General features: G+C 48.9%; 18 protein-coding genes, 2 tRNA genes and 3 rRNA genes. 2 read left to right on the forward strand and 21 right to left on the reverse strand.

Annotated elements, in window-relative coordinates:
• Positions 1-128 precede the first annotated feature (128 nt).
• The 3 genes from K4H25_RS15960 to K4H25_RS15970 form a co-directional block, all read right to left on the reverse strand.
• The gene (locus tag K4H25_RS15960) at positions 129-482 is read right to left on the reverse strand and encodes a hypothetical protein (RefSeq protein ID WP_221021375.1); all 354 of its coding nucleotides are present in this window, start codon (positions 480-482) and stop codon (positions 129-131) included.
• 123 nt (positions 483-605) lie between these two features.
• Positions 606-1,943: an ATP-binding protein gene (locus K4H25_RS15965; protein ID WP_221021376.1), complete on the reverse strand. Its 1,338-nt coding sequence runs from the start codon at positions 1,941-1,943 to the stop codon at positions 606-608.
• A complete protein-coding gene (locus K4H25_RS15970; protein ID WP_221021377.1) occupies positions 1,919-2,581 on the reverse strand; it encodes a response regulator transcription factor in 663 nt (220 codons plus the stop codon). Before K4H25_RS15970 ends, K4H25_RS15965 begins: the two co-directional genes overlap by 25 nt.
• A gap of 155 nt (positions 2,582-2,736) precedes the next feature.
• Here K4H25_RS15970 and K4H25_RS15975 point away from each other — a divergent pair, with 155 nt between their 5' ends.
• Positions 2,737-3,540, forward strand: a complete 804-nt coding sequence (locus tag K4H25_RS15975; protein ID WP_221021378.1) for a pseudouridine synthase — start codon at positions 2,737-2,739, stop codon at positions 3,538-3,540.
• 62 nt (positions 3,541-3,602) lie between these two features.
• Here K4H25_RS15975 and K4H25_RS15980 read toward each other — a convergent pair whose 3' ends face one another.
• From K4H25_RS15980 to K4H25_RS16040, 13 genes are all read right to left on the reverse strand, one after another.
• The gene (locus K4H25_RS15980; protein WP_221021379.1) at positions 3,603-3,836 is read right to left on the reverse strand and encodes a TIGR02450 family Trp-rich protein; all 234 of its coding nucleotides are present in this window, start codon (positions 3,834-3,836) and stop codon (positions 3,603-3,605) included.
• Positions 3,837-3,902: 66 nt separating this feature from the next.
• Positions 3,903-4,280: a DUF2237 family protein gene (locus K4H25_RS15985; protein ID WP_221021380.1), complete on the reverse strand. Its 378-nt coding sequence runs from the start codon at positions 4,278-4,280 to the stop codon at positions 3,903-3,905.
• Between the two features lie 19 nt (positions 4,281-4,299).
• Positions 4,300-5,076, reverse strand: a complete 777-nt coding sequence (locus K4H25_RS15990) for an MBL fold metallo-hydrolase (RefSeq protein WP_221021381.1) — start codon at positions 5,074-5,076, stop codon at positions 4,300-4,302.
• Entirely contained in the window at positions 5,073-5,852 is a 780-nt protein-coding gene (locus tag K4H25_RS15995) for a TatD family hydrolase (RefSeq protein WP_221022980.1), read from the reverse strand. The genes K4H25_RS15990 and K4H25_RS15995 overlap by 4 nt, the downstream gene beginning before the upstream one ends.
• 64 nt (positions 5,853-5,916) lie before the next feature.
• Entirely contained in the window at positions 5,917-6,285 is a 369-nt protein-coding gene (locus tag K4H25_RS16000) for a PilZ domain-containing protein (protein WP_221021382.1), read from the reverse strand.
• Positions 6,282-7,319: a DNA polymerase III subunit delta' gene (gene holB / locus K4H25_RS16005; RefSeq protein WP_255588227.1), complete on the reverse strand. Its 1,038-nt coding sequence runs from the start codon at positions 7,317-7,319 to the stop codon at positions 6,282-6,284. Before holB ends, K4H25_RS16000 begins: the two co-directional genes overlap by 4 nt.
• A complete protein-coding gene (tmk, locus tag K4H25_RS16010; RefSeq protein WP_221021384.1) occupies positions 7,312-7,950 on the reverse strand; it encodes a dTMP kinase in 639 nt (212 codons plus the stop codon). The genes holB and tmk overlap by 8 nt, the downstream gene beginning before the upstream one ends.
• Positions 7,951-8,167: 217 nt before the next feature.
• Positions 8,168-8,281 (reverse strand): 5S ribosomal RNA (rrf, locus tag K4H25_RS16015).
• A 185-nt stretch (positions 8,282-8,466) separates the two neighbouring features.
• Positions 8,467-11,359: ribosomal RNA gene (locus K4H25_RS16020) — 23S ribosomal RNA — on the reverse strand.
• A 377-nt stretch (positions 11,360-11,736) separates the two neighbouring features.
• Positions 11,737-11,812, reverse strand: a tRNA-Ala gene (locus K4H25_RS16025).
• A gap of 7 nt (positions 11,813-11,819) precedes the next feature.
• Positions 11,820-11,896: transfer RNA gene (locus K4H25_RS16030), tRNA-Ile, on the reverse strand.
• Between the two features lie 64 nt (positions 11,897-11,960).
• Positions 11,961-13,494: ribosomal RNA gene (locus K4H25_RS16035) — 16S ribosomal RNA — on the reverse strand.
• Together the 16S, 23S and 5S rRNA genes with 2 tRNA genes alongside form the textbook arrangement of a ribosomal RNA operon.
• Before the next feature lie 391 nt (positions 13,495-13,885).
• Entirely contained in the window at positions 13,886-15,895 is a 2,010-nt protein-coding gene (locus K4H25_RS16040) for a UvrD-helicase domain-containing protein (protein WP_221021385.1), read from the reverse strand.
• Between the two features lie 135 nt (positions 15,896-16,030).
• Between K4H25_RS16040 and K4H25_RS16045 the strand changes: the two genes are divergently transcribed.
• Positions 16,031-16,936: a flagellar brake protein gene (locus K4H25_RS16045; protein WP_221021386.1), complete on the forward strand. Its 906-nt coding sequence runs from the start codon at positions 16,031-16,033 to the stop codon at positions 16,934-16,936.
• A 90-nt stretch (positions 16,937-17,026) separates the two neighbouring features.
• On the opposite strand, the gene nth is transcribed toward K4H25_RS16045, so the two are convergent.
• From nth to K4H25_RS16070, 5 genes are all read right to left on the reverse strand, one after another.
• Positions 17,027-17,677 carry an endonuclease III gene (gene nth / locus K4H25_RS16050; RefSeq protein ID WP_221021387.1) on the reverse strand — a complete coding sequence of 217 codons (651 nt, stop codon included), beginning with the start codon at positions 17,675-17,677 and terminating at the stop codon, positions 17,027-17,029.
• A 6-nt stretch (positions 17,678-17,683) separates the two neighbouring features.
• A complete protein-coding gene (locus K4H25_RS16055) occupies positions 17,684-18,082 on the reverse strand; it encodes a hypothetical protein (protein WP_221021388.1) in 399 nt (132 codons plus the stop codon).
• A gap of 3 nt (positions 18,083-18,085) precedes the next feature.
• Positions 18,086-18,796, reverse strand: a complete 711-nt coding sequence (locus K4H25_RS16060) for an electron transport complex subunit E (protein WP_221021389.1) — start codon at positions 18,794-18,796, stop codon at positions 18,086-18,088.
• Positions 18,797-18,798: 2 nt separating this feature from the next.
• Positions 18,799-19,425 (reverse strand): electron transport complex subunit RsxG, encoded by a 627-nt coding sequence (gene rsxG, locus K4H25_RS16065; RefSeq protein WP_221021390.1) that lies wholly within the window; start codon positions 19,423-19,425, stop codon positions 18,799-18,801.
• Between the two features lie 114 nt (positions 19,426-19,539).
• Complete coding sequence (locus tag K4H25_RS16070) at positions 19,540-20,598, reverse strand: RnfABCDGE type electron transport complex subunit D (protein WP_221021391.1); 1,059 nt, start codon at positions 20,596-20,598, stop codon at positions 19,540-19,542.
• Positions 20,599-20,613 lie beyond the last annotated feature (15 nt).

Genomic DNA, 20,613 nt, shown 5'->3' on the forward strand with positions numbered 1-20,613 from the left:
ATTTTATTTTAGCGCTACGTTCCCATTGCAGGGACAAATATTCAGCAAAGCACCAAAAAGACCACGAATTACAGCAAAAAGAGCGCATACGCGCTCTTTTTTAAACTCAATCTGACAAACAGCTCAAATTACATGGCGTGTTTTTTTGCTGCAGATGCTTTAGATGCAGTGTGTGAAGCTTTTTTGGCTTGGGCTTTTTGTGCTGCTGAAGCGACATGTGATGCTTTTTTAGCTTGGGCTTTTTGTGCTGCTGAAGCGACATGTGATGCTTTTTTAGCTTGGGCTTTTTGTGCTGCTGAAGCGACGTGCGATGCTTTTTTAGCTTGAGCTTTTTGTTCTTGAACTGCGGCTGGTTTTACTTTTTTTGCTTGTGAATGATGTTTTGTTGCATGGTGTTTAGCCGGTGCAACATCAGCCGCAAAGCCAGATGCGGCAGTCAATGCAAAAGCGCTAGCAACTACAAGAGCAAGAATTTTATTCATGGTCATCACCTTGTCAAAACAGAGTTAGGAAACACGAACTTCGTGTTAGCTCGCACTATAAATTTGTAAACTTAGTGAATACTTAGCCAAGTCAGCTGAGGTGTAACCAAATGTAAAAGGCATTTAACTGAGCGGTAAGCTTACTTTAACGATGAGTCCAGTGCCCTGCATCGCATCCAATAATTCAATCTGTCCCTGCAAACGCGCGATCGTGTTTTTTACAATCGCCAAGCCCAAGCCAGTTCCTTCTGCCTCCTGCCCTAAAAGACGATGGAATGGTTCAAAAACGTGTATTTTCTCCACATCACTAATCCCAGGCCCGCTGTCTGCGATTTCAATACATAAAAAACCGGCGTGCAGATAAGCCGACAGATCAACCACGCCACCTTGCGGGGTATAACGCACCGCGTTATCCAGCAAATTACGCAGCAAAGTACGGATATCTAAATCATGCGCCAGCAGGCTTAAACCCTCATCGACTTTGGCCCCCAGATCGATGTTTTTCGCTTCTGCTTGCGCAGCAATCTCTTCGAATAATTCACGAATAATCGGTAATAACAAAATCGGTGCCACAGCCGATTTCATCAACGCTTGGCTACGCGCAAAAGCCAGCAATTGCTCTAGTAGATTTTTGGCGCGATCAATCCCTTGCTGCAAAGGAATCAAGCGAGCTTGCGTTTCGTTTGATAATTCGGTCGCCATCACATTTTGTGCCTGCAATGACAGCGCGGTGAGCGGTGAGCGAAGTTCATGCGCCGCATCAGCGACAAAGCGCCGCTGTAAATCCATCGCCTGCGCAACGCGCTCTAATAAGCGATTGATGGAGGCGACAAAGGGACGAATTTCGTCTGGAATCTGGTGCGCTGCCAATGGCCGCAAGTCTTGCTCTGCGCGGCTATCAACCTCATGCGAAAGCCGCGTAATCGGTTTGAGCATGCCGCCGACCATAATGCTAATCAAGGCGGTTAAAATCGGAATTAACACCACCAAGGGCAGTACCGTTCGGTAACTACTATCGGTCGCGATTTGATCGCGGATTTCTGATTGTTGCGCCACCGCCAAACGCTCGCCAGAGCGCAAAGTGCGCACAAACACCCGCCAACGCTCACCATTGAGCACAATGGTTTGAATCCCGTCATGCAGCAGCTTGGCGGGCAAGGCGATCTTCTCGCCGCCAGTGCCAGCGCCACTGTCGCCCAAAGTTTGAATAATCAACTTCAGATCAGGGTCGGCTTCTTTGTCTTCTCGACTTAAATCGGGTGGCTGAACTGGCAAGCCATGCTCGTCAACCAAGGCCGCCACTTGCCGCAATTGATCATCTTGCAGCACTTTAGCCTCTTTAAATGCGGTAAAAAAAGACAACGATCCCGCTGCGACCGCCACCAGAATAATCGCCAATGATAGCCACAGCGATAATCGAAAGCGCAGCGACGACGTTAATTTGCTTTGGAAACCATCCATCCCATTCCCCGAATGTTTTTAATCGCCGTAGCGCCGAGTTTTTTACGCAAACTGTGAATTAAAAACTCAACCGCATTGCTTTCTACTTCTTCATTCCAGCCATAAATCCGATTTTCTAATTCTTCACGCGACAAGATCGCCCCAGGCCGCAGCAATAATGCCTGCAATAAAGAAAACTCTCTTGCCGATAAGCGTACGGTTTTATCGGCGCACTGCACTTCACGCAAGCTCGGGTCTAAAAATAACACGCCATTATTTAAAATCGGGCTGGCATTACCCGCTTTGCGGCGCACCACTGCCCGCATTCGCGCCAATAACTCTCCCATTTCAAATGGCTTAACCACATAATCGTCTGCGCCCAAATCAAGGCCAGCGATTCGATCATTCACCGCATCTCGCGCCGTCACTAACAAAACCGGCAAGGCATGATTATTTTGTCGCGCCCAGCGTAGTACCTCCAAGCCATTACAGCGTGGCAAGCCAACATCAAGCAACATCACTTCATAGCTTTGTACATTTAACGCCGCCATCGCCGCCTCCCCATCATGTGCCCAATCCACTGCGTAGGCAGCATCTTGCAACGCCATTTGAATCGCTGCGCCGATCATAGGATCATCTTCAACTAGCAATACTTTCATATTTGTATCCTTTTTCGTCGACCCTAGTCAGTATACGACGAGCATCGGTCAGCGACTATTTTGCCAGCAACCGCCGCCTAAGCTGATCCAGCATACGAAACCCCTTTCAAAGTGAACTCAAGTTAAAATAGATAATTGCTTTATGAATCGATGCCATGACCCCTGCCAAACCCAAATCCAAAGCTAAGACGTATTTATCTGCAGGTTCCAAAAATAAAGCGCCACAAGGCAATACCCAAATAGCCAGTCTAGCGAGAGCGTTGTCCAAGCTCGGGTTTTGTTCGCGTAGCGAAGCCGAAGCCTTGGTCTTACAAAGCGCGGTGAGCGTGAATGGTAAGGTGTGCGTGGAGATCAATCGCCGCGTCGATTTAGCGCGCGATCAACTGAGTGTGAACGGTCAAAGTGTTGCCGCTGAAAAGAAAGTCTATTTGATGCTCAATAAGCCGCGCGGCTTGATTACCAGCGCCCAAGACGAAAAAAACCGCGACACGGTGTTTAGTTGCTTCAAAAATAGTCAGGGTGCTACGCTGCCACACATCGGCCCCGTTGGGCGACTAGATAAAGCCAGCGAAGGCTTGTTGCTATTCACCAATGACACCCAATGGGCGGCGCGCCTTACTGATCCGGCCAGTCATTTGGACAAAATCTATCACGTGCAAATCGATCGCCAAGCGACGCCTGCGCTGATCGCCGCGATGCAAACGGGTGTGATGATGGATGACGGCACGCCTCTCAAAGCCAAGCGCGTGACACTATTACGCAGCGGTGAAAAAAATGCTTGGCTGGAAGTCGTGCTCGACGAAGGCAAAAACCGCCACATCCGCCGCCTGCTTGAAGCCAATCAAATCAACACGCTGCGATTGATGCGCGTCGCAATTGGTAGCTTGGAGTTGGGGGAATTAGCGAAAGGCGAATGGCGGGAATTGAGTAGGGACGAAATTAAGCAATTAACCGTGTAGGGTGCCAATCAGCGATACTTAAGGAATGAAAATTCCACCGAAATTGACGGTACTTGGCTGCGTTACAGCCAACCGGCTCGCCATTGCGTTTGATTTTCTAGCTCACTCCAGTGCAAAATGAAATGCCGTTTACTTAGTACCGCTTCTAACGTGACCTGCTCAACCTTTTGTGCGTCCAGCGGATCAAGCTCGACTTTGACGACGAGAAAGTGCTTCTCGCGTTGCTGCGGCACAACGGCGGTCCATTTGGTATTCAGTAGCTTTTTTGGGTGCCAACTGCGCGTTGGGTGCGTCATCGACCTGCTCCTGTCCTAAACCGTCATCTCAGCATTTAAATAAAATGAGCCAATTATGTTTGAGTGCTAATCCTTAAACACTGGCCGATCAATCCCATATTCCACCAGCGTTTCCAGCGAGATTAAATCGAGAATGTTTTCATGCGTGGCGGCAAGGACGATTTGCGGGGCGACACCGGCTTTGAGCGCTTCGAGCCAGCGCGTCGCGCAAAGACACCATTGATCACCGGGTTTAAGCCCAGCAAAGCCGTATTCTGGCCGTGGCGTGGATAAATCATTGCCACGCTGTTGAGAAAACCTTAAAAATGGGCTGCTAAGCACCACGCAAACAATATGCTCGCCGATATCGGTTTCATGCGTTCGGCAACAACCATCACGGAAAAATCCAGTTAAAGGTGCCATGCTGCAAGGTTTGAGGGTTTGGCCTAATACATTGATATCCATGAGTATCGCTCGCTAAGGTTTAAATGGTAATGCGTTGACCGTCATACCCTACTTCAATACCAGCAGGTAACGTTGCAGTTAAAGCGTGATATTCCAGTTCATGCGTCATATGAATCAACACCGTACGTTTGGCCGCAATGTTAGCGGCGACTTGCAGCGCTTGTTCTACCGATAAATGCGTTGGATGCGCTTTATGACGTAAACAATCCAAAAACAATAAATCTAAATTCTGCAGCAATGCTTCACTCTCAGGCGGGATTTCCGACACATCAGTGAGGTAGGCAACATTGCCAATCCGCCAGCCCAAAATCGGCCATTTACCGTGAATCAGCGGTATCGGTTGTACGCTCACCGTACCGACTTGAAATGGCTCAGCATCGACTTCGTGAATGGTGAGCACCGGTTTATCCCAAAATTCATTGGGTTTAAACAGCGTATACGGAAAGCGCTCTCGGATATGCCCGAGCATTAAACGATTGCCATACACCGGCAATGCGGCTTTTTGTAACCAGCAAAAAGCGCGTAAATCGTCGATACCATTCAGGTGATCAGCGTGCGGATGGGTATACAGCACCGCATCAACGTGCAAGATCTGTTCGCGTAGAGCTTGGCTGCGCAGATCTGGCCCAGTGTCGATCAAAAAAGTTTGTCCACCCGCACGAATGACCGCTGAAGCGCGGCTGCGGGTGTTTTTTGGATCGCTTGAGCTACACGTTGGGCAGCTGCACCCTAAAGCAGGTGAGCCACCACTAGAGCCTACACCCAATAAAATGGTTTCAACGGTAAGGCCTGTCATTGTGGTTGGCGCGCACGAGCAAATAGTTTAAAGAAATTTTGCGTGGTCGCCTCGGCCACGTCGCTCAGTGGAATGCCTTTTAATTCAGCAATATGCTCGGCAACATGGCGCACCCAAGCCGGTTGATTTTGTTTGCCGCGATGCGGCATTGGCGCGAGGTAAGGCGAGTCGGTTTCGATCAGTAGGCGATCAAGCGGCATTAGCCGTGCCAGCTGTTTTAAATCTTCGGCTTTTTTAAACGTCACAATGCCTGAAAGTGAAATATAAAAACCTAAATCCATTGCTTGTTGCGCCACTTCCCAGCTTTCGGTAAAGCAGTGCATGACACCGCCAACGTCTTGCGCGTTTTCTTCACGCAAAATCCGAATGGTGTCCTCAGACGAGGCACGAGTATGAATAATCAGCGGTAAGCCCGTTTCACGCGCCGCGCGAATATGCGTACGAAACCGCTCACGCTGCCACTCTAAATCACCCGTAAGACGGAAATAATCCAAGCCCGTTTCGCCAATGGCGACTACTTTGGGCGATTGCGCCAACTCAACCAATTGCGCCACCGTCGGCTCGGGCGTGTCTTCGTAATCGGGGTGTACACCGACCGAGGCAAAGATATTGTCATGCTGCTGCGCCAGCGCCAGTACCGATGGCAGCTCAGGTAAATTGACTGCGACACAAAGCGCATGGCTCACATCGTAATCTTGCATATTGGCTAATAATTGCGGCATATTGGCCGCAAGATCAGCAAAATTAATATGGCAGTGCGAATCAACAAACTTCATCATTTTTCTTCATTCAATAAAAAAGCCGCACCAGAAGGCACGGCTTGAATCATAACCGAAAGAGTTACATCGTGTGCGTTGTCCGCCCTGATTGCAGATAACCACCGAGTAAATTTTCTATCTTCACCCGTGCTAAATTGCCGGCTTCATTGCTAGAAAATTGAACACCGATGCCTTGCTGATGATTATTATGCGCGCCAGGCGGTGTAAGCCAAACGACGTTGCCCGAAACGGCAATCCGCGCCGGATCATCCAACAGCGCCAACAACATAAAGACTTCATCGCCTAAGTTGTACAGCTTATTGGTGGGAATAAAAATCCCACCGCCTTTAATAAACGGCATGTAGGACGCATATAAAGCGGCTTTTTCTTTAATATTTAGCGACAGCACACCGGGACGAGAGGCGGCGGCGCGTACTGGATCTTCGCTCATATTTTTCCTTGGCGAGACGGCCCACGTAAGGCATCCACATAGGCAAACAGCAGATTTTCAAAAACCAGTCGCTGATTCAGTGGATGACGAGATAATTTTTGCGCATCAGTGAGTTGATTCACGTATTGCATCAACAGTGGCGCTCGTGGGGCAAGACGCGTTAATGCATCTTGCCAATCAGGATAATAACGAATTTTCCCTGCCAAGCCCAAACTAATCAGATCGTAAATCCACTTCTGTAGCCATGTAATCACTAAATCGGTATCTAATTTGGCTTTATCTAATTCGGTACAGAGTTTTAATACATCTAAAGTTGCGGGTTCTGCAATCTGCGTCAGAAAATTCTGCCGCACGGTGAGCCATTCTGCTGCGGCATCATCCATTGCCGCCAATGGCGCACCGCCAGTATGCGCCAAATGCAATGCCGGATTCACCACCCCATGGGCATTCAACCATTGCATTGCCACCGATGAATCAGGCAGCGCCAAAGGAAATACACGGCAACGGCTACGTATCGTTGGCAATAACCGTCGCCAGTGATCAGCCACCAAAATAAAGATTGCCCCAGCCGGCGGCTCTTCCAACGTTTTTAAAAATGCATTGGCTGCAGCCACATTCATCGTGTCGGCGGGCACCACTAAAGTCACCCGCACACTGCGTCGATGTGCCGAGAGATTCACAAAGTCTGCCAAAGCGCGCACATCTTCAACCCGAATCACTTCCGATTTTTTCTTGGCTTTTTTGCTCTCAGTCTCGTCAGGGCGCTCTTCTTCTGCGTCCTCCGGCTGTAACACGCGATAGTCCGGATGATTGCCGGCCAAAAACCAACGACAGCCATCGCAAACACCACAAGGCTGCGTTGATTTTTTTGTGTCTTCGCAAAGAAGAAATTGCGCAAGATAAACTGCAAAAGCACGCTTACCAATCCCGGGCTCGCCTGTCAGCAATAAAGCATGTGGCCAGCGATCACGCTCGCGCAGCAATTCTTGCCATGCAATCTGTAGCCACGGGTATAAAGTCGGTGTTTTATTCATAATCAGCAAAAATTTCCGCCAATTCGGCCTGAATCACAGCTAATGGTCGATTGGCATCAATGACTCGAATTCGCTGAGGATTTTGCTGGGCTCGCTCCAGATAGGCGGCACGAACACGTGCATGAAAATCGTGTTGCTCACGCTCAAATCGATCTAACACTCGGCCATTGGCCATTCGCGCCTGACTCACTTCAAGTGGCACATCAAAAATCAACGTCAAATCAGGTTCGATTAAGCCTGCTTCACGCCCTTGTACCCACTCTTCAAGCTGCGCAAATTTGGTCTGGTCAAGGCCACGGCCACCACATTGATAGGCAAATGTCGCATCGGAAAAACGATCACATAAAACCCATTCACCTCGCGCTAATGCCGGCTCAATCACCTCAGTCAAATGCTGAGCTCGCGAGGCAAACATCAACAAAGCTTCAGTTTCTAAAGACATCGACTCATTGAGTAACAGCGACCTTAGTTTTTCACCTAAACTCGTCCCACCGGGTTCTCTTGATTGCTGTAATGCGATGCCTTTCTGATGCAACCAAGCAGCAAGCCACGCTAAATGCGTGCTTTTCCCAGCACCATCAATGCCCTCTACCGAAATAAACCGACCTCGTGCAACGCTTGCGCTCGTCATGAATAAACCAAATACAAAAAGAATCCCTGAATTGTCGCACAAACCATACAAGACAATAAACAAATTCCAGCACTAGCGGGTATATCAAGCTGAGCCATATCAGGCAAAGGCTGCTATCGAATACAGGATATAAGTATCTGTACTTGCCACGCTGCGCATATCCGGCACACAGCAAAAAGCCCGACTCTTTCGAATCGGGCTTTCTACTTATAGGGAAGTCTGGCAATGACCTACTTTCACACGGGCAATCCGCACTATCATCGGCGCTGAGGTGTTTCACTGTCCTGTTCGGGATGGGAAGGAGTGGGACCACCTCGCTATGGTCGCCAGACAAAAACTTGTCTGATGCAACTCTTTCGAGTTACACGAGAGTTATCGCATTCAGCCGCTATCTTTTCAGACCACAACCTACAGCGCTAACTCGTAAAATCAATAGAAGAAGTAATTATACTACACTTTCCAACAACAACACTTGGATTGATTATATCCATCGTCGCACTACGCGCTTCAGGTTATAGGATCAAGCCTCACGAGCAATTAGTATTGGTTAGCTTAACGCATTACTGCGCTTCCACACCCAACCTATCAACGTCCTGGTCTCGAACGACTCTTTAGAGGATTTAAAACCCTAGGGAAATCTCATCTTGAGGCAAGTTTCGCGCTTAGATGCTTTCAGCGCTTATCTCTTCCCGACTTAGCTACCCGGCAATGCCACTGGCGTGACAACCGGTACACCAGAGGTCAGTCCACTCCGGTCCTCTCGTACTAGGAGCAGCCCCTCTCAAATTTCCAACGCCCACTGCAGATAGGGACCAAACTGTCTCACGACGTTTTGAACCCAGCTCACGTACCACTTTAAATGGCGAACAGCCATACCCTTGGGACCGGCTACAGCCCCAGGATGTGATGAGCCGACATCGAGGTGCCAAACTCCGCCGTCGATGTGAACTCTTGGGCGGAATCAGCCTGTTATCCCCGGAGTACCTTTTATCCGTTGAGCGATGGCCCTTCCATACAGAACCACCGGATCACTATGTCCTGCTTTCGCACCTGCTCGACTTGTCGGTCTCGCAGTTAAGCCGCCTTTTGCCATTACACTATCAGTACGATGTCCGACCGTACCTAGGCGACCTTCGAGCTCCTCCGTTACAATTTGGGAGGAGACCGCCCCAGTCAAACTGCCTACCATGCACGGTCCCCGATCCGGATAACGGACCAAGGTTAGAACCTCAAAGGGGTCAGGGTGGTATTTCAAGGACGGCTCCACAGAAACTAGCGTCTCTGCTTCAAAGCCTCCCACCTATCCTACACAAACCACTTCAAAGTCCAATGCAAAGCTACAGTAAAGGTTCACGGGGTCTTTCCGTCTAGCAGCGGGGAGATTGCATCTTCACAAACACTTCAACTTCGCTGAGTCTCGGGAGGAGACAGTAGGGCCATCGTTACGCCATTCGTGCGGGTCGGAACTTACCCGACAAGGAATTTCGCTACCTTAGGACCGTTATAGTTACGGCCGCCGTTTACTGGGGCTTCGATCAAGAGCTTGCACCCCATCAATTAACCTTCCAGCACCGGGCAGGCGTCACACCCTATACATCCACTTTCGTGTTGGCAGAGTGCTGTGTTTTTGATAAACAGTCGCAGCCCCCATTTCTCTGCGGCCTTATATAGCTCCAAACGCAAGGTTCTTCACCAATAAGGCACACCTTCTCCCGAAGTTACGGTGTTAATTTGCCGAGTTCCTTCTCCCGAGTTCTCTCAAGCACCTTAGAATACTCTTCCTACCCACCTGTGTCGGTTTGCGGTACGGTTCAATATAAGCTGAAGCTTAGTGGCTTTTCTTGGAAGCAGGGTATCAGTTACTTCATCACCTAAGTGAATCGTCATCATGCCTCAGCGTTAACAGCGTCCCGGATTTGCCTAAGACACCCGCCTACACACTTAAACCAACTATTCCAACAGTTGGCTAACCTAACCTTCTCCGTCCCCACATCGCACTTATATCAAGTACAGGAATATTAACCTGTTTCCCATCGACTACGCATTTCTGCCTCGCCTTAGGGGCCGACTCACCCTGCGCCGATGAACGTTGCGCAGGAAACCTTGGGTTTTCGGTGAGGGAGCTTTTCACTCCCTTTATCGCTACTCATGTCAGCATTCGCACTTCTGATACCTCCAGCATCCTTCTCAAGACACCTTCACAGGCTTACAGAACGCTCCTCTACCATATGCCATAAATGGTCATATCCGCGTCTTCGGTTATCAATTTGAGCCCCGTTACATCTTCCGCGCAGGACGACTCGACCAGTGAGCTATTACGCTTTCTTTAAATGATGGCTGCTTCTAAGCCAACATCCTGGCTGTCTGTGCCTTCCCACCTCGTTTTCCACTTAATTGATCATTTGGGACCTTAGACGGCGGTCTGGGTTGTTTCCCTCTTGACCCAGGACGTTAGCACCCCAGGTCTGTCTCCCATGCTCGCACTTGACGGTATTCAGAGTTTGCCATGGTTTGGTAAGTCGCGATGACCCCCTAGCCATAACAGTGCTTTACCCCCGTCAGTGATACATGAGGCACTACCTAAATAGTTTTCGAGGAGAACCAGCTATTTCCAAGTTTGTTTAGCCTTTCACCCCTATCCACAGCTCATCCCCTAACTTTGCAACGTTAGTGGGTTCGGACCTCCAGTGCGTGTTACCGCACCTTCATCCTGGCCATGGATAGATCACTTGGTTTCGGGTCTACGCCCAGCAACTATGCGCCCTATTCGGACTCGGTTTCCCTACGCCTCCCCTATTCGGTTAAGCTCGCTACTGAACGTAAGTCGCTGACCCATTATACAAAAGGTACGCAGTCACCCCATTTTTCAAGGGCTCCCACTGTTTGTATGCATCCGGTTTCAGGTTCTATTTCACTCCCCTCCCGGGGTTCTTTTCGCCTTTCCCTCACGGTACTGGTTCACTATCGGTCGATGATGAGTATTTAGCCTTGGAGGATGGTCCCCCCATCTTCAAACAGGATTTCTCGTGTCCCGCCCTACTTCTCGTACGCTTAGTACCACAATTGACTTTTCATATACGGGACTATCACCCACTATGGTTGGACTTTCCATTCCATTCTATTAAGTCTACTGCTATCACGTACAGGCTCTTCCCATTTCGCTCGCCACTACTTTGGGAATCTCGGTTGATTTCTTTTCCTCCGGTTACTTAGATGTTTCAGTTCACCGGGTTCGCTTCGCTAGACCTATGTATTCAGTCTAGGATGACCCAAAAGGGCCGGGTTTCCCCATTCGGAAATCGTGGGATCAAAGCACTTTGCCAGCTCCCCCACGCTTATCGCAGGCTATCACGTCCTTCGTCGCCTATCATCGCCAAGGCATCCACCAGATGCACTTATTCGCTTGATCCTATAACCTCAAACACGTAAAACGTATCTCAGATTACTGAAATCGTATTTGCGACTTGCAAGTGAGTTCTCATTTCACTTGCGGTTCAGTTCCACTGGCATGAGACCAGCACAACTGAACAGATACAATCAACCCAATATTTTTACTTTGAAATTAAACTCAACCACAACTGCACGCAGTTATTGTTTTATTTAATTCCATTACAATGTTTATTGGAATTAATTACTTCTTCTATTTTGTTAAAGAGCGATATTACTAAAATCAATCATTCATATCTAAATATAAACAGCCGATTTATCTAATTTTAGAAACCAGAATAAAATACACTGCACCCAACAACGTGCAATACATAGAATTCTATTTTCTACAGCAGATAATGGTGGAGGTTAACGGACTCGAACCGTTCACCCCCTGCTTGCAAAGCAGGTGCTCTACCAGATGAGCTAAACCCCCGTGATACTGGTGGGTCAGATAGGAATCGAACCTATGACCCCCGCGTTATCAACACGGTGCTCTAACCAACTGAGCTACTGACCCATATCGTTTCTTTCAAATCTACAGCCGATGAGTGTGAGTACTTAATCTACCAATCTTTCTCTTGAAAGGAGGTGATCCAGCCGCAGGTTCCCCTACGGCTACCTTGTTACGACTTCACCCCAGTCATGAATCCTACCGTGGTAACCGGACTCCCGAAGGTTATCCTAGCTACTTCTGGTAAAACCCACTCCCATGGTGTGACGGGCGGTGTGTACAAGGCCCGGGAACGTATTCACCGCGACATGCTGATCCGCGATTACTAGCGATTCCGACTTCATGCACTCGAGTTGCAGAGTGCAATCCGGACTACGATCGGTTTTGTGAGATTAGCTCCCCCTCGCGGGTTGGCGACCCTCTGTACCGACCATTGTATGACGTGTGAAGCCCTGGTCATAAGGGCCATGAGGACTTGACGTCATCCCCACCTTCCTCCGGTTTGTCACCGGCAGTCCCATTAAAGTGCTCAACTAAATGTTAGCAACTAATGGCAAGGGTTGCGCTCGTTGCGGGACTTAACCCAACATCTCACGACACGAGCTGACGACAGCCATGCAGCACCTGTGTTACGGTTCCCGAAGGCACATCCATATCTCTACGGACTTCCGTACATGTCAAGACCAGGTAAGGTTTTTCGCGTTGCATCGAATTAATCCACATCATCCACCGCTTGTGCGGGCCCCCGTCAATTCCTTTGAGTTTTAGTCTTGCGACCGTACTCCCCAGGCGGTCTACTTCACGCGTTAGCTGCGTTACTAAGCTCCGAAAAGCCCAACAACTAGTAGACATCGTTTAGGGCGTGGACTACCAGGGTATCTAATCCTGTTTGCTCCCCACGCTTTCGTCCATGAGTGTCAGTATTAGGCCAGGGGGTTGCCTTCGCCATCGGTGTTCCTCCACATCTCTACGCATTTCACTGCTACACGTGGAATTCCACCCCCCTCTCCCATACTCTAGCGAGACAGTCATAAACGCAATTCCTAGGTTGAGCCCAGGGATTTCACGTCTATCTTATCAAGCCACCTGCGGACGCTTTACGCCCAGTAATTCCGATTAACGCTTGGACCCTACGTATTACCGCGGCTGCTGGCACGTAGTTAGCCGGTCCTTATTCTTCGGGTACTGTCATCCCCAGTAGTTATTAACCACTAGGATTTCCTCCCCGACAAAAGCGCTTTACAACCCGAAGGCCTTCTTCACGCACGCGGCATTGCTGGATCAGGCTTTCGCCCATTGTCCAAGATTCCCCACTGCTGCCTCCCGTAGGAGTCTGGACCGTGTCTCAGTTCCAGTGTGGCGGATCGTCCTCTAAGACCCGCTACTGATCGTTGCCTTGGTAGGCCTTTACCCTACCAACTAGCTAATCAGCCATCGGCTGCTCCAATAACGTGAGGCCTTGCGGTCCCCCACTTTCCCCCTCAGGGCGTATGCGGTATTAGCACTCCTTTCGAAGCGTTATCCCCCATTACTGGGTACATTCCGATGTATTACTCACCCGTTCGCCACTCGTCAGCGGTGCAAGCACCCTGTTACCGTTCGACTTGCATGTGTAAAGCATGCCGCCAGCGTTCAATCTGAGCCAGGATCAAACTCTTTCGTTTAATCTAGCTGAATTTACATACTTGGCTTAGTACTCATTACTCAAAGAAACACTTGGTTAGAAACCAAGATTTCTTTTATATCTTGAGTGTAAGCACTTGTTTGACTGGCAAACCAAGCACTCACACTCATCGGCTGTATTTTGTTAAAGATCAGTGGCTTAGACACTGAAACCAGCTGGAAAACCGCTTGTTTCGTTTGCTGTGTCAGCAGCAGAGAGGCCGAACTATACCCACCCACCGAAAGTACGTCAATACCTAGTTGCAAAGAAAACCAAACGAAGACGCTAAGTAGTTGAATTTAAAAAGATCTAGTTTCAACATTAATTCTGATACATTGTAAAACACAGAAGGGCTTGAAGCATTGGTGGCAAATATAAATCACGCTAAATGCTTATTTCGCCGTTTTTGCCCCTAAATTCGCTAACATTTTCGCCGCTAGACTGGAATGCTCTTTCTTAATATCGGGTGATGGCTCATATTTGGCGGCTAAACGCCCGCTAAACATCACATCTGCGGCTGGCAACTCATCTAAGAAACGACTCGGCCGCGTAATTTGCCATTCACCGGCGCGTTTCCTTTTGCCGCAATAGGTAATCGTTAAACTGCGCTGCGCTCGGGTAATGCCGACATACATTAATCGCCGCTCTTCTTCGACCATGCCCGATTCAATTGAATTTTGATGCGGCAAAATATCTTCTTCGCAGCCGATTAAAAACACATGCGGGTATTCCAGACCTTTACTCGCATGCAGGGTTGATAAACGTACCGCATCGATTTCATCTTCTGAACGACCTTCAAGCATGATGCGCAAGTCAAAATTTTGCGTGATTTCGTCCAAATTACTACCAGCGCTATCGACTTTCTTTTTAATCATCTCGCCCAAGCTCAGGATATTGTTCCATTTACTTTCGGCGGGCTTTGGGTCTTCTGATTCGTATAGCCAAGTTTCAAAATCAATCGCCCCAACAATTTCACGAAACAGCTGATCGGCCGGTTCTGATTTAACTTTGTCTTGCATCCGCTGAATAAATCGGCAGAAGGTATAAAGCATTTCGCGCTGCGCGGGTTGAATCTGATGCGCAAAACCTTCTTCAAACACGGCCGCAAACAAAGAAACTTGCCGCTCTTTGGCATAACTGCCCAATTTTTCCAACGTGACATTGCCAATACCGCGTTTGGGCGTCGTGACCGCACGGATAAAGGCCGGCTCGTCGTCTTCGTTAGCAATCAAATGCAAATACGCCAGTACGTCTTTGATTTCAGCGTTGTCAAAAAAGCTTTGCCCGCCCGACATCACATACGGAATATTCTCGGCGCGCATTTGCGCTTCAATAATCCGCGACTGAAAATTACCGCGATACAGCACCGCATAATCGGCAAAACTGGTGCCGTTGAGCGCCATATGCATTTTCAAACGCTCGGCGACCAAACGAGCCTCATCGTCTTCACCTTTGGTTTCGACCACTTGCACCAAATCGCCAATCCCAAGATCAGACCATAATTGTTTCTCGAATAATTTTGGATTATTCGAGATCACCGCATTAGCGCAGCGCAAAATCCGCGCCACAGAGCGATAATTTTGCTCCAACTTAATCACGTGCAATTTAGGGAAATCAATCCGCAGCAAATTTAGATTTTCGACATTCGCGCCGCGCCAAGCATAAATACTCTGATCGTCATCCCCTACCGCAGTAAATTGCCCAGTTAACTCGGTCAGTTGTTTGACCAATTGGTACTGCGTGGTATTGGTGTCTTGATATTCGTCGATCAATAAATAGCGCAAACGATGCTGCCATTTTTGCAAGACCTCGGGATGCGCCTCAAATAAATCCACCGGCAGACGAATCAAATCGTCAAAATCAATCGCTTGATAAGCAAATAAGGTGTCTTGATAAGCACGATACAATTTGGCCAACTGCACTTCGCCCTCTGAAGTGGCGATGGCTAAAGCTTGCGTGGGCGAAATTCGATCACTTTTTAACGTGGAGATTTGGCTGACTGTAGCGCGAATCAATGATTTATCAGTGGTGATCAATTGATCGGCGATAATTTTGGCCGAATCGGCCGAATCCAAAATTGAAAACTTCGGCTTATAGCCCAAGTGCGCGGCTTCTTCGCGCAAGATTCTCATACCCAAACTATGAAACGTCGAAACTGTTAAACCTTTCAGATGACTCGCCGGTAATAAGCTCGCCACCCGTTCCTGCATTTCTCGCGCCGCTTTATTGGTAAAGGTAATCGCGGCGATATTGCGCGCATCCATTTGCGCTTCTTCGATTAAGTAAGCGATTTTTTGCGTGATCACTCGCGTTTTACCCGAGCCAGCGCCAGCTAGCACCAAACAAGGGCCAGACAGATATTGCACGGCAGCGCGCTGAGGAGAATTAAGCAAATGCAGCATGGAGAACTCGGTTTAAACAGAAATAAGATGGTATCACGTCGCTACAATGCAACGCCGCCAGCCGGATGCTTGGCGTGAAGGCAAAGTTAGATTACAAGAATAGCTTATATACATGGCTTATCTTTGGTGAACTGCATGGCCCAATCTGACCTCGTCCCCCTTCGCCAGCAAGAATTGGTTGTTGGCGAACCGACACCCTACGCCATCTTTGATGCCGACAATCAATTACTGCTGAACGCTGGACAAATCATCCACACCCAAAAACAACTGGAAACGCTGAATAAACTAGGCATGTTTCGTAATCCAGCATGGCGCGGCGTTCGAGTTGCAGGCGCAGTAGGTGGCGCGCGAGTCCACAGCAAGACACCGCCCACAGAGCGAGTCATCGCCAAACCCGTACCCATTAAACGACATTTAGCACAATTTAAATTATCCCCCGGTAGCGCACTACATATCCAACTCAATACGGATACACACAATCACAGTGAATCAGTCAAACTGATTGGCTGGGTCGATAAAATGGGGGTGTTAATTAGCGCGCTCAATGCCCATGGGGCGGTCTTACCGTATCGGGAAGGGCAATCGATTAAAGCCAAAACCATTGCCGGTAAAGATGTGATTTCATTTGATGCGGTGATTGAAAAAGTTTGCTTTTCACCTTTTCCCTACTTGCACCTAAGCTGGCCAGACACATTGCAAATTCGCCAATTACGCAATAGCCTGCGGGTGAATACCCATTTGATTGCCAGTATTAGCGGCGATGGTGTTCATAGCACACCAGCAAAAATCACCAATCTATCGGCCAGCGGTGCCATGCTTGAAGGCAGCAATCTGCAGTTAGCAACTGATCAAGAAATCAGCATGGCGCTACGCCTACATGCGGCAGGCATTGATCACACGATGAATATTCGAGCCATCGTTAAAAATCAAAAATCAGAAATGCCAAATCAGGCAATTCAATATGGTTTGGAATTCATTCCACTGACCACACCAGAACGCCTAGTGCTCGAACACTACATCTTTAGTGCGATTTTGGAATAAGCCCCGTGCGATTGCAAGCCATATAAAAGATCAAGCCCAACGGTATATCGATGCAATTCGCTTTTAAAAAGCGCCACATCGATATACCCATCAAAAGCCTTTGGGTGGCGTCATGATTTTACTGCGGTAATCGCAGATATCATTTTCAATGCAGCGCCAGCATTCTGGTTTGCGCGCTTTGCAAATATAACGGCCATGCAAAATCAACCAGTGATGCGCATTGAGTAAAAATTCTGGCGGCGTCACCTTGAGTAATTTGTCCTCCACCGCCCGCACGTCTTTACCCTTGGCCAAACCGGTGCGATTGCCAATTCGGAAAATATGCGTATCCACCGCAATCGTCGGTATACCAAACGCCGTGTTCATCACCACGTTGGCCGTTTTACGCCCTACACCGGGCAGCGCCTCTAAGCTCTCCCGATCTCGCGGCACTTCGCCGCCATGTAAGTCGATTAACATTTGGCAGGTTTGCAGCAAATGCTTGGCTTTACTGCGAAAAAGGCCAATGGTATTGATGTAGGACTCAAGCCCATCAAGCCCTAGCGCCAGAATCCCCTCGGGGGTATTGGCCACAGGGAACAACACCTTGGTCGCTTTATTCACGCCCACATCGGTCGCCTGCGCCGATAGCAATACCGCCGTCAGCAGCTCAAACGGCGTGGTGTAGTTCAGTTCTGTGGTTGGATTAGGATCTAACTCAGCCAAACGCGCATAAAAGGTGTAACGGGTTTGATTATTCATTTCAATTTAATATGTAGACATTTCAACTTTGAAGCTTGAATACTTGGCTTTAGCATTTGTACCCAAATCTTCCCGTACCTCATAGAAAAACAAATTCTCTTTCTGTTGGGTCTCGCAACTATTTTCCTTTACCGCTTGCTTGTAATTCTGCCAAGCGATGATCACACTTGGAGATGCTATGAGGTACATAGCATTAGCCTCTTTGATCAATAACTCTCTCTTTTCTTCATGACTAGGATCAGTACGAGCAGCACTGTAAGCGGAAAGAAAATTTTGATATAGCTCCAGCTTTGCTTTGCGTAACTCAGCCGCTTGCTCTCTTTTTTTAGTCCAGTAATAACCTAAGCTAGCAGACAATATTGCAATAACAATCGCAGTAAAACCACCAATAAGTGCCGTTTCCATAAACTAAATCCCTTGTTGATTCATCGTAACCTGCAATTGAACAATCAACTTAGCCTTGGCTTCTGCGCGGCGATCGAGTGCCTGTTTACCGGCAATCAAAAAGCCCAAGCCAATAAACGCGCCGGGCGGCAAGATGGCGAGCAAGAATTGATAATTGTATTCAGCAGGAATAACGTGAATCACCCATGATTTAGCGCCAGCGCCAAACACCAGATCAATACCCGACAGCAAGGTGCCTTTGCCAACTAACTCGCGCATCGCACCCAAAATCGCCAGCACCAGCGTGAGCCCCAAACCCATCATCACGCCGTCGAGCGCCGATTGCGCCACGCCGTTTTTAGACGCATACGCTTCAGCCCGCGCTAATACGATGCAGTTAGTGGTAATCAAAGGAATAAAAATCCCCAACACCACGTACAAATCATGCACATAGGCATTCATCAATAAATCGACCATCGTCACCAAGGCAGCGATGATTAAAATAAAAATCGGCGCACGTAATTCATTGGGCACCAAGGTCCGAATGCAGGCAATCGCCGCACTTGAAATCAACATCACCAAGCTCGTCGCCAAACCCAGCGAAATGCCATTCACAATATTGCTTGAAATCACCAGCACCGGACACAGGCCCAAAAACTGCCCTAAGGCCGCATTTTGTTTCCAAATGCTGTTTTGAATAATCGTTTTGCTTTCGTCTTGTGTTAACAAGGCCATGCTTAGGCTCCAAACAAAGTGGCATGCTCGGCCGCCACGTAACTCAAGGTGTTTTTCACCGCTTTTACCACCGCACGCGGGCTAATGGTTGCCCCCGCTGCAGCATCAAAAGCGCCACCATCTTTTTTAACCCGCCATAAATCGGCCGTTGGCGACGATAGCGATTTACCATCAAAACCCAAAATCCAATTCGACTTGGCGACATCAATATAATCGCCCAAGCCCGGCGTTTCTTTGTGCGCCACAACGCGAACGCCCAAAATCTGCCCGGCGCGGCTCACGCCGACCAATAATTTAATCTTGCCCGAATAGCCATCTGGCGCAATCGTTTCCACCACCACCGCCGTGGTTTGGCCATCTTTAATCGCACGATAAATCTGCGCGCCGGCGGGATTATTCAACTGCTGTTGTGCCGCCGCAGTTTGCGGTAGCGCATCCAGCAGCAACTCGTTGTCATAACTGCCAGCAGGCAATACTTGCGCGATCAACGCCGCGCGGGCATCGCGCTCGTTTTTGGCGACACTGTCCTTGGTCAAGGCATAAGTTCCGGCCATGAGGGCGGTGAAAACCAGGGCAAAAACCAATAAAGTCAAAGCACCGCGAACGCCATTTTGCACCATAGTTTTCATGCTTTCATCCCCACACATTGCCCTGAAAAAGCCCCACAGTGGCACAAAGACACAGAGAAACCCACGAACACTTTGCTTTCCCTCTGCGTCGCTATGGCGCTGTGGTAAAGGGTTTTAATGTCCATGCTTAACTCCCTGCTGCGGCTTACGCCCGAAAACCGCCGGCTGCGTGTATTGATCAATAAACGGCGCGGCAATATTCATAATCAACACCGCAAACGCCACCCCGTCGGGATAGCCGCCAAAAGTGCGAATCAGCCAAGTGAGCAAACCAATTAACGCCGCGTAAATCAAGCGCCCCCGCAAAGTAGTTGGCGCAGTCACCGGATCGGTAACGATAAAAAATGCACCCAACACCGCTGCGCCACTGAGTAAGTGAAACGCGGGGCTAGTGTATTGCGCTGGATTAATCAGGTGAAACAATCCCGACATGCCCAATAACACCGTCAAAAACGCCACCGGCAATGGCCACGCAATAATGCGCTGTTGCAACAAATACAAGCCGCCCAGCAAATAGCCCACGGCGATTAACGCCACTGAACTCGGTAGAAAACTCAAGCAATCGGCTGACTGAAAAATCGCGCCACTAAAAATATCGCTCATGCTGTGTTGCTGTAGCAAAGCGGTTTTAACGCTATCGAGTGGCGTAGCCGATGCAAGGGTATCGAACGACAGCCCTTGTGGCAGGTGCCCGCTCAAGATATACCCAAACTGCTGCCAAGACGTTAAATCCACACTCGGCAAAGACAGCGGTGCATTCCAGCGGCTCATCTGCGCCGGAAACGACACCATCATCACCGCAAAACCCACCATCGCCGGATTAAATGGATTTTGCCCCAAACCGCCATATAAATGCTTGGCCAAGCCAATTGCAATCACGGTGGCCAACACCACCATCCACCAACTAGACAGCGGCGGTAAAGACAGCGCCAACAACCATGCAGTGACAATCGCCGATCCATCGGTAATAAAAGGCTTGATTGGATAGTTGCGTAATTTTAAGCACGCCGCTTCGGTGGCCAGCGCGGTCACGGTAGCGAGCAAGATTTGCAACAAAATACCAGCGCCAAACACCCAAGCATACGCAGCGATACCAGGCAGCAAAGCCACGGCGACTTTGAGCATCACCACTTGCAGCGGCGTTGGTTTGATTAAATGCGGAGAAGTTCTCATACCCATTCCAGTGAA

Source organism: Deefgea piscis (genome assembly GCF_019665785.1).
Taxonomy (GTDB): Bacteria; Pseudomonadota; Gammaproteobacteria; order Burkholderiales; family Chitinibacteraceae; genus Deefgea.

Excerpts from the sequence above, each read along its gene's own strand:
- K4H25_RS15960 (WP_221021375.1), bottom strand. The coding sequence starts at position 482 with ATGAATAAAATTCTTGCTCTTGTAGTTGCTAGCGCTTTTGCATTGACT.
- K4H25_RS15965 (WP_221021376.1), bottom strand. The coding sequence starts at position 1,943 with ATGGATGGTTTCCAAAGCAAATTAACGTCGTCGCTGCGCTTTCGATTA.
- K4H25_RS15970 (WP_221021377.1), bottom strand. The coding sequence starts at position 2,581 with ATGAAAGTATTGCTAGTTGAAGATGATCCTATGATCGGCGCAGCGATT.
- K4H25_RS15975 (WP_221021378.1), top strand. The coding sequence starts at position 2,737 with ATGACCCCTGCCAAACCCAAATCCAAAGCTAAGACGTATTTATCTGCA.
- K4H25_RS15980 (WP_221021379.1), bottom strand. The coding sequence starts at position 3,836 with ATGACGCACCCAACGCGCAGTTGGCACCCAAAAAAGCTACTGAATACC.
- K4H25_RS15985 (WP_221021380.1), bottom strand. The coding sequence starts at position 4,280 with ATGGATATCAATGTATTAGGCCAAACCCTCAAACCTTGCAGCATGGCA.
- K4H25_RS15990 (WP_221021381.1), bottom strand. The coding sequence starts at position 5,076 with ATGACAGGCCTTACCGTTGAAACCATTTTATTGGGTGTAGGCTCTAGT.
- K4H25_RS15995 (WP_221022980.1), bottom strand. The coding sequence starts at position 5,852 with ATGAAGTTTGTTGATTCGCACTGCCATATTAATTTTGCTGATCTTGCG.
- K4H25_RS16000 (WP_221021382.1), bottom strand. The coding sequence starts at position 6,285 with ATGAGCGAAGATCCAGTACGCGCCGCCGCCTCTCGTCCCGGTGTGCTG.
- holB (WP_255588227.1), bottom strand. The coding sequence starts at position 7,319 with ATGAATAAAACACCGACTTTATACCCGTGGCTACAGATTGCATGGCAA.
- tmk (WP_221021384.1), bottom strand. The coding sequence starts at position 7,950 with ATGACGAGCGCAAGCGTTGCACGAGGTCGGTTTATTTCGGTAGAGGGC.
- K4H25_RS16040 (WP_221021385.1), bottom strand. The coding sequence starts at position 15,895 with ATGCTGCATTTGCTTAATTCTCCTCAGCGCGCTGCCGTGCAATATCTG.
- K4H25_RS16045 (WP_221021386.1), top strand. The coding sequence starts at position 16,031 with ATGGCCCAATCTGACCTCGTCCCCCTTCGCCAGCAAGAATTGGTTGTT.
- nth (WP_221021387.1), bottom strand. The coding sequence starts at position 17,677 with ATGAATAATCAAACCCGTTACACCTTTTATGCGCGTTTGGCTGAGTTA.
- K4H25_RS16055 (WP_221021388.1), bottom strand. The coding sequence starts at position 18,082 with ATGGAAACGGCACTTATTGGTGGTTTTACTGCGATTGTTATTGCAATA.
- K4H25_RS16060 (WP_221021389.1), bottom strand. The coding sequence starts at position 18,796 with ATGGCCTTGTTAACACAAGACGAAAGCAAAACGATTATTCAAAACAGC.
- rsxG (WP_221021390.1), bottom strand. The coding sequence starts at position 19,425 with ATGAAAACTATGGTGCAAAATGGCGTTCGCGGTGCTTTGACTTTATTG.
- K4H25_RS16070 (WP_221021391.1), bottom strand. The coding sequence starts at position 20,598 with ATGAGAACTTCTCCGCATTTAATCAAACCAACGCCGCTGCAAGTGGTG.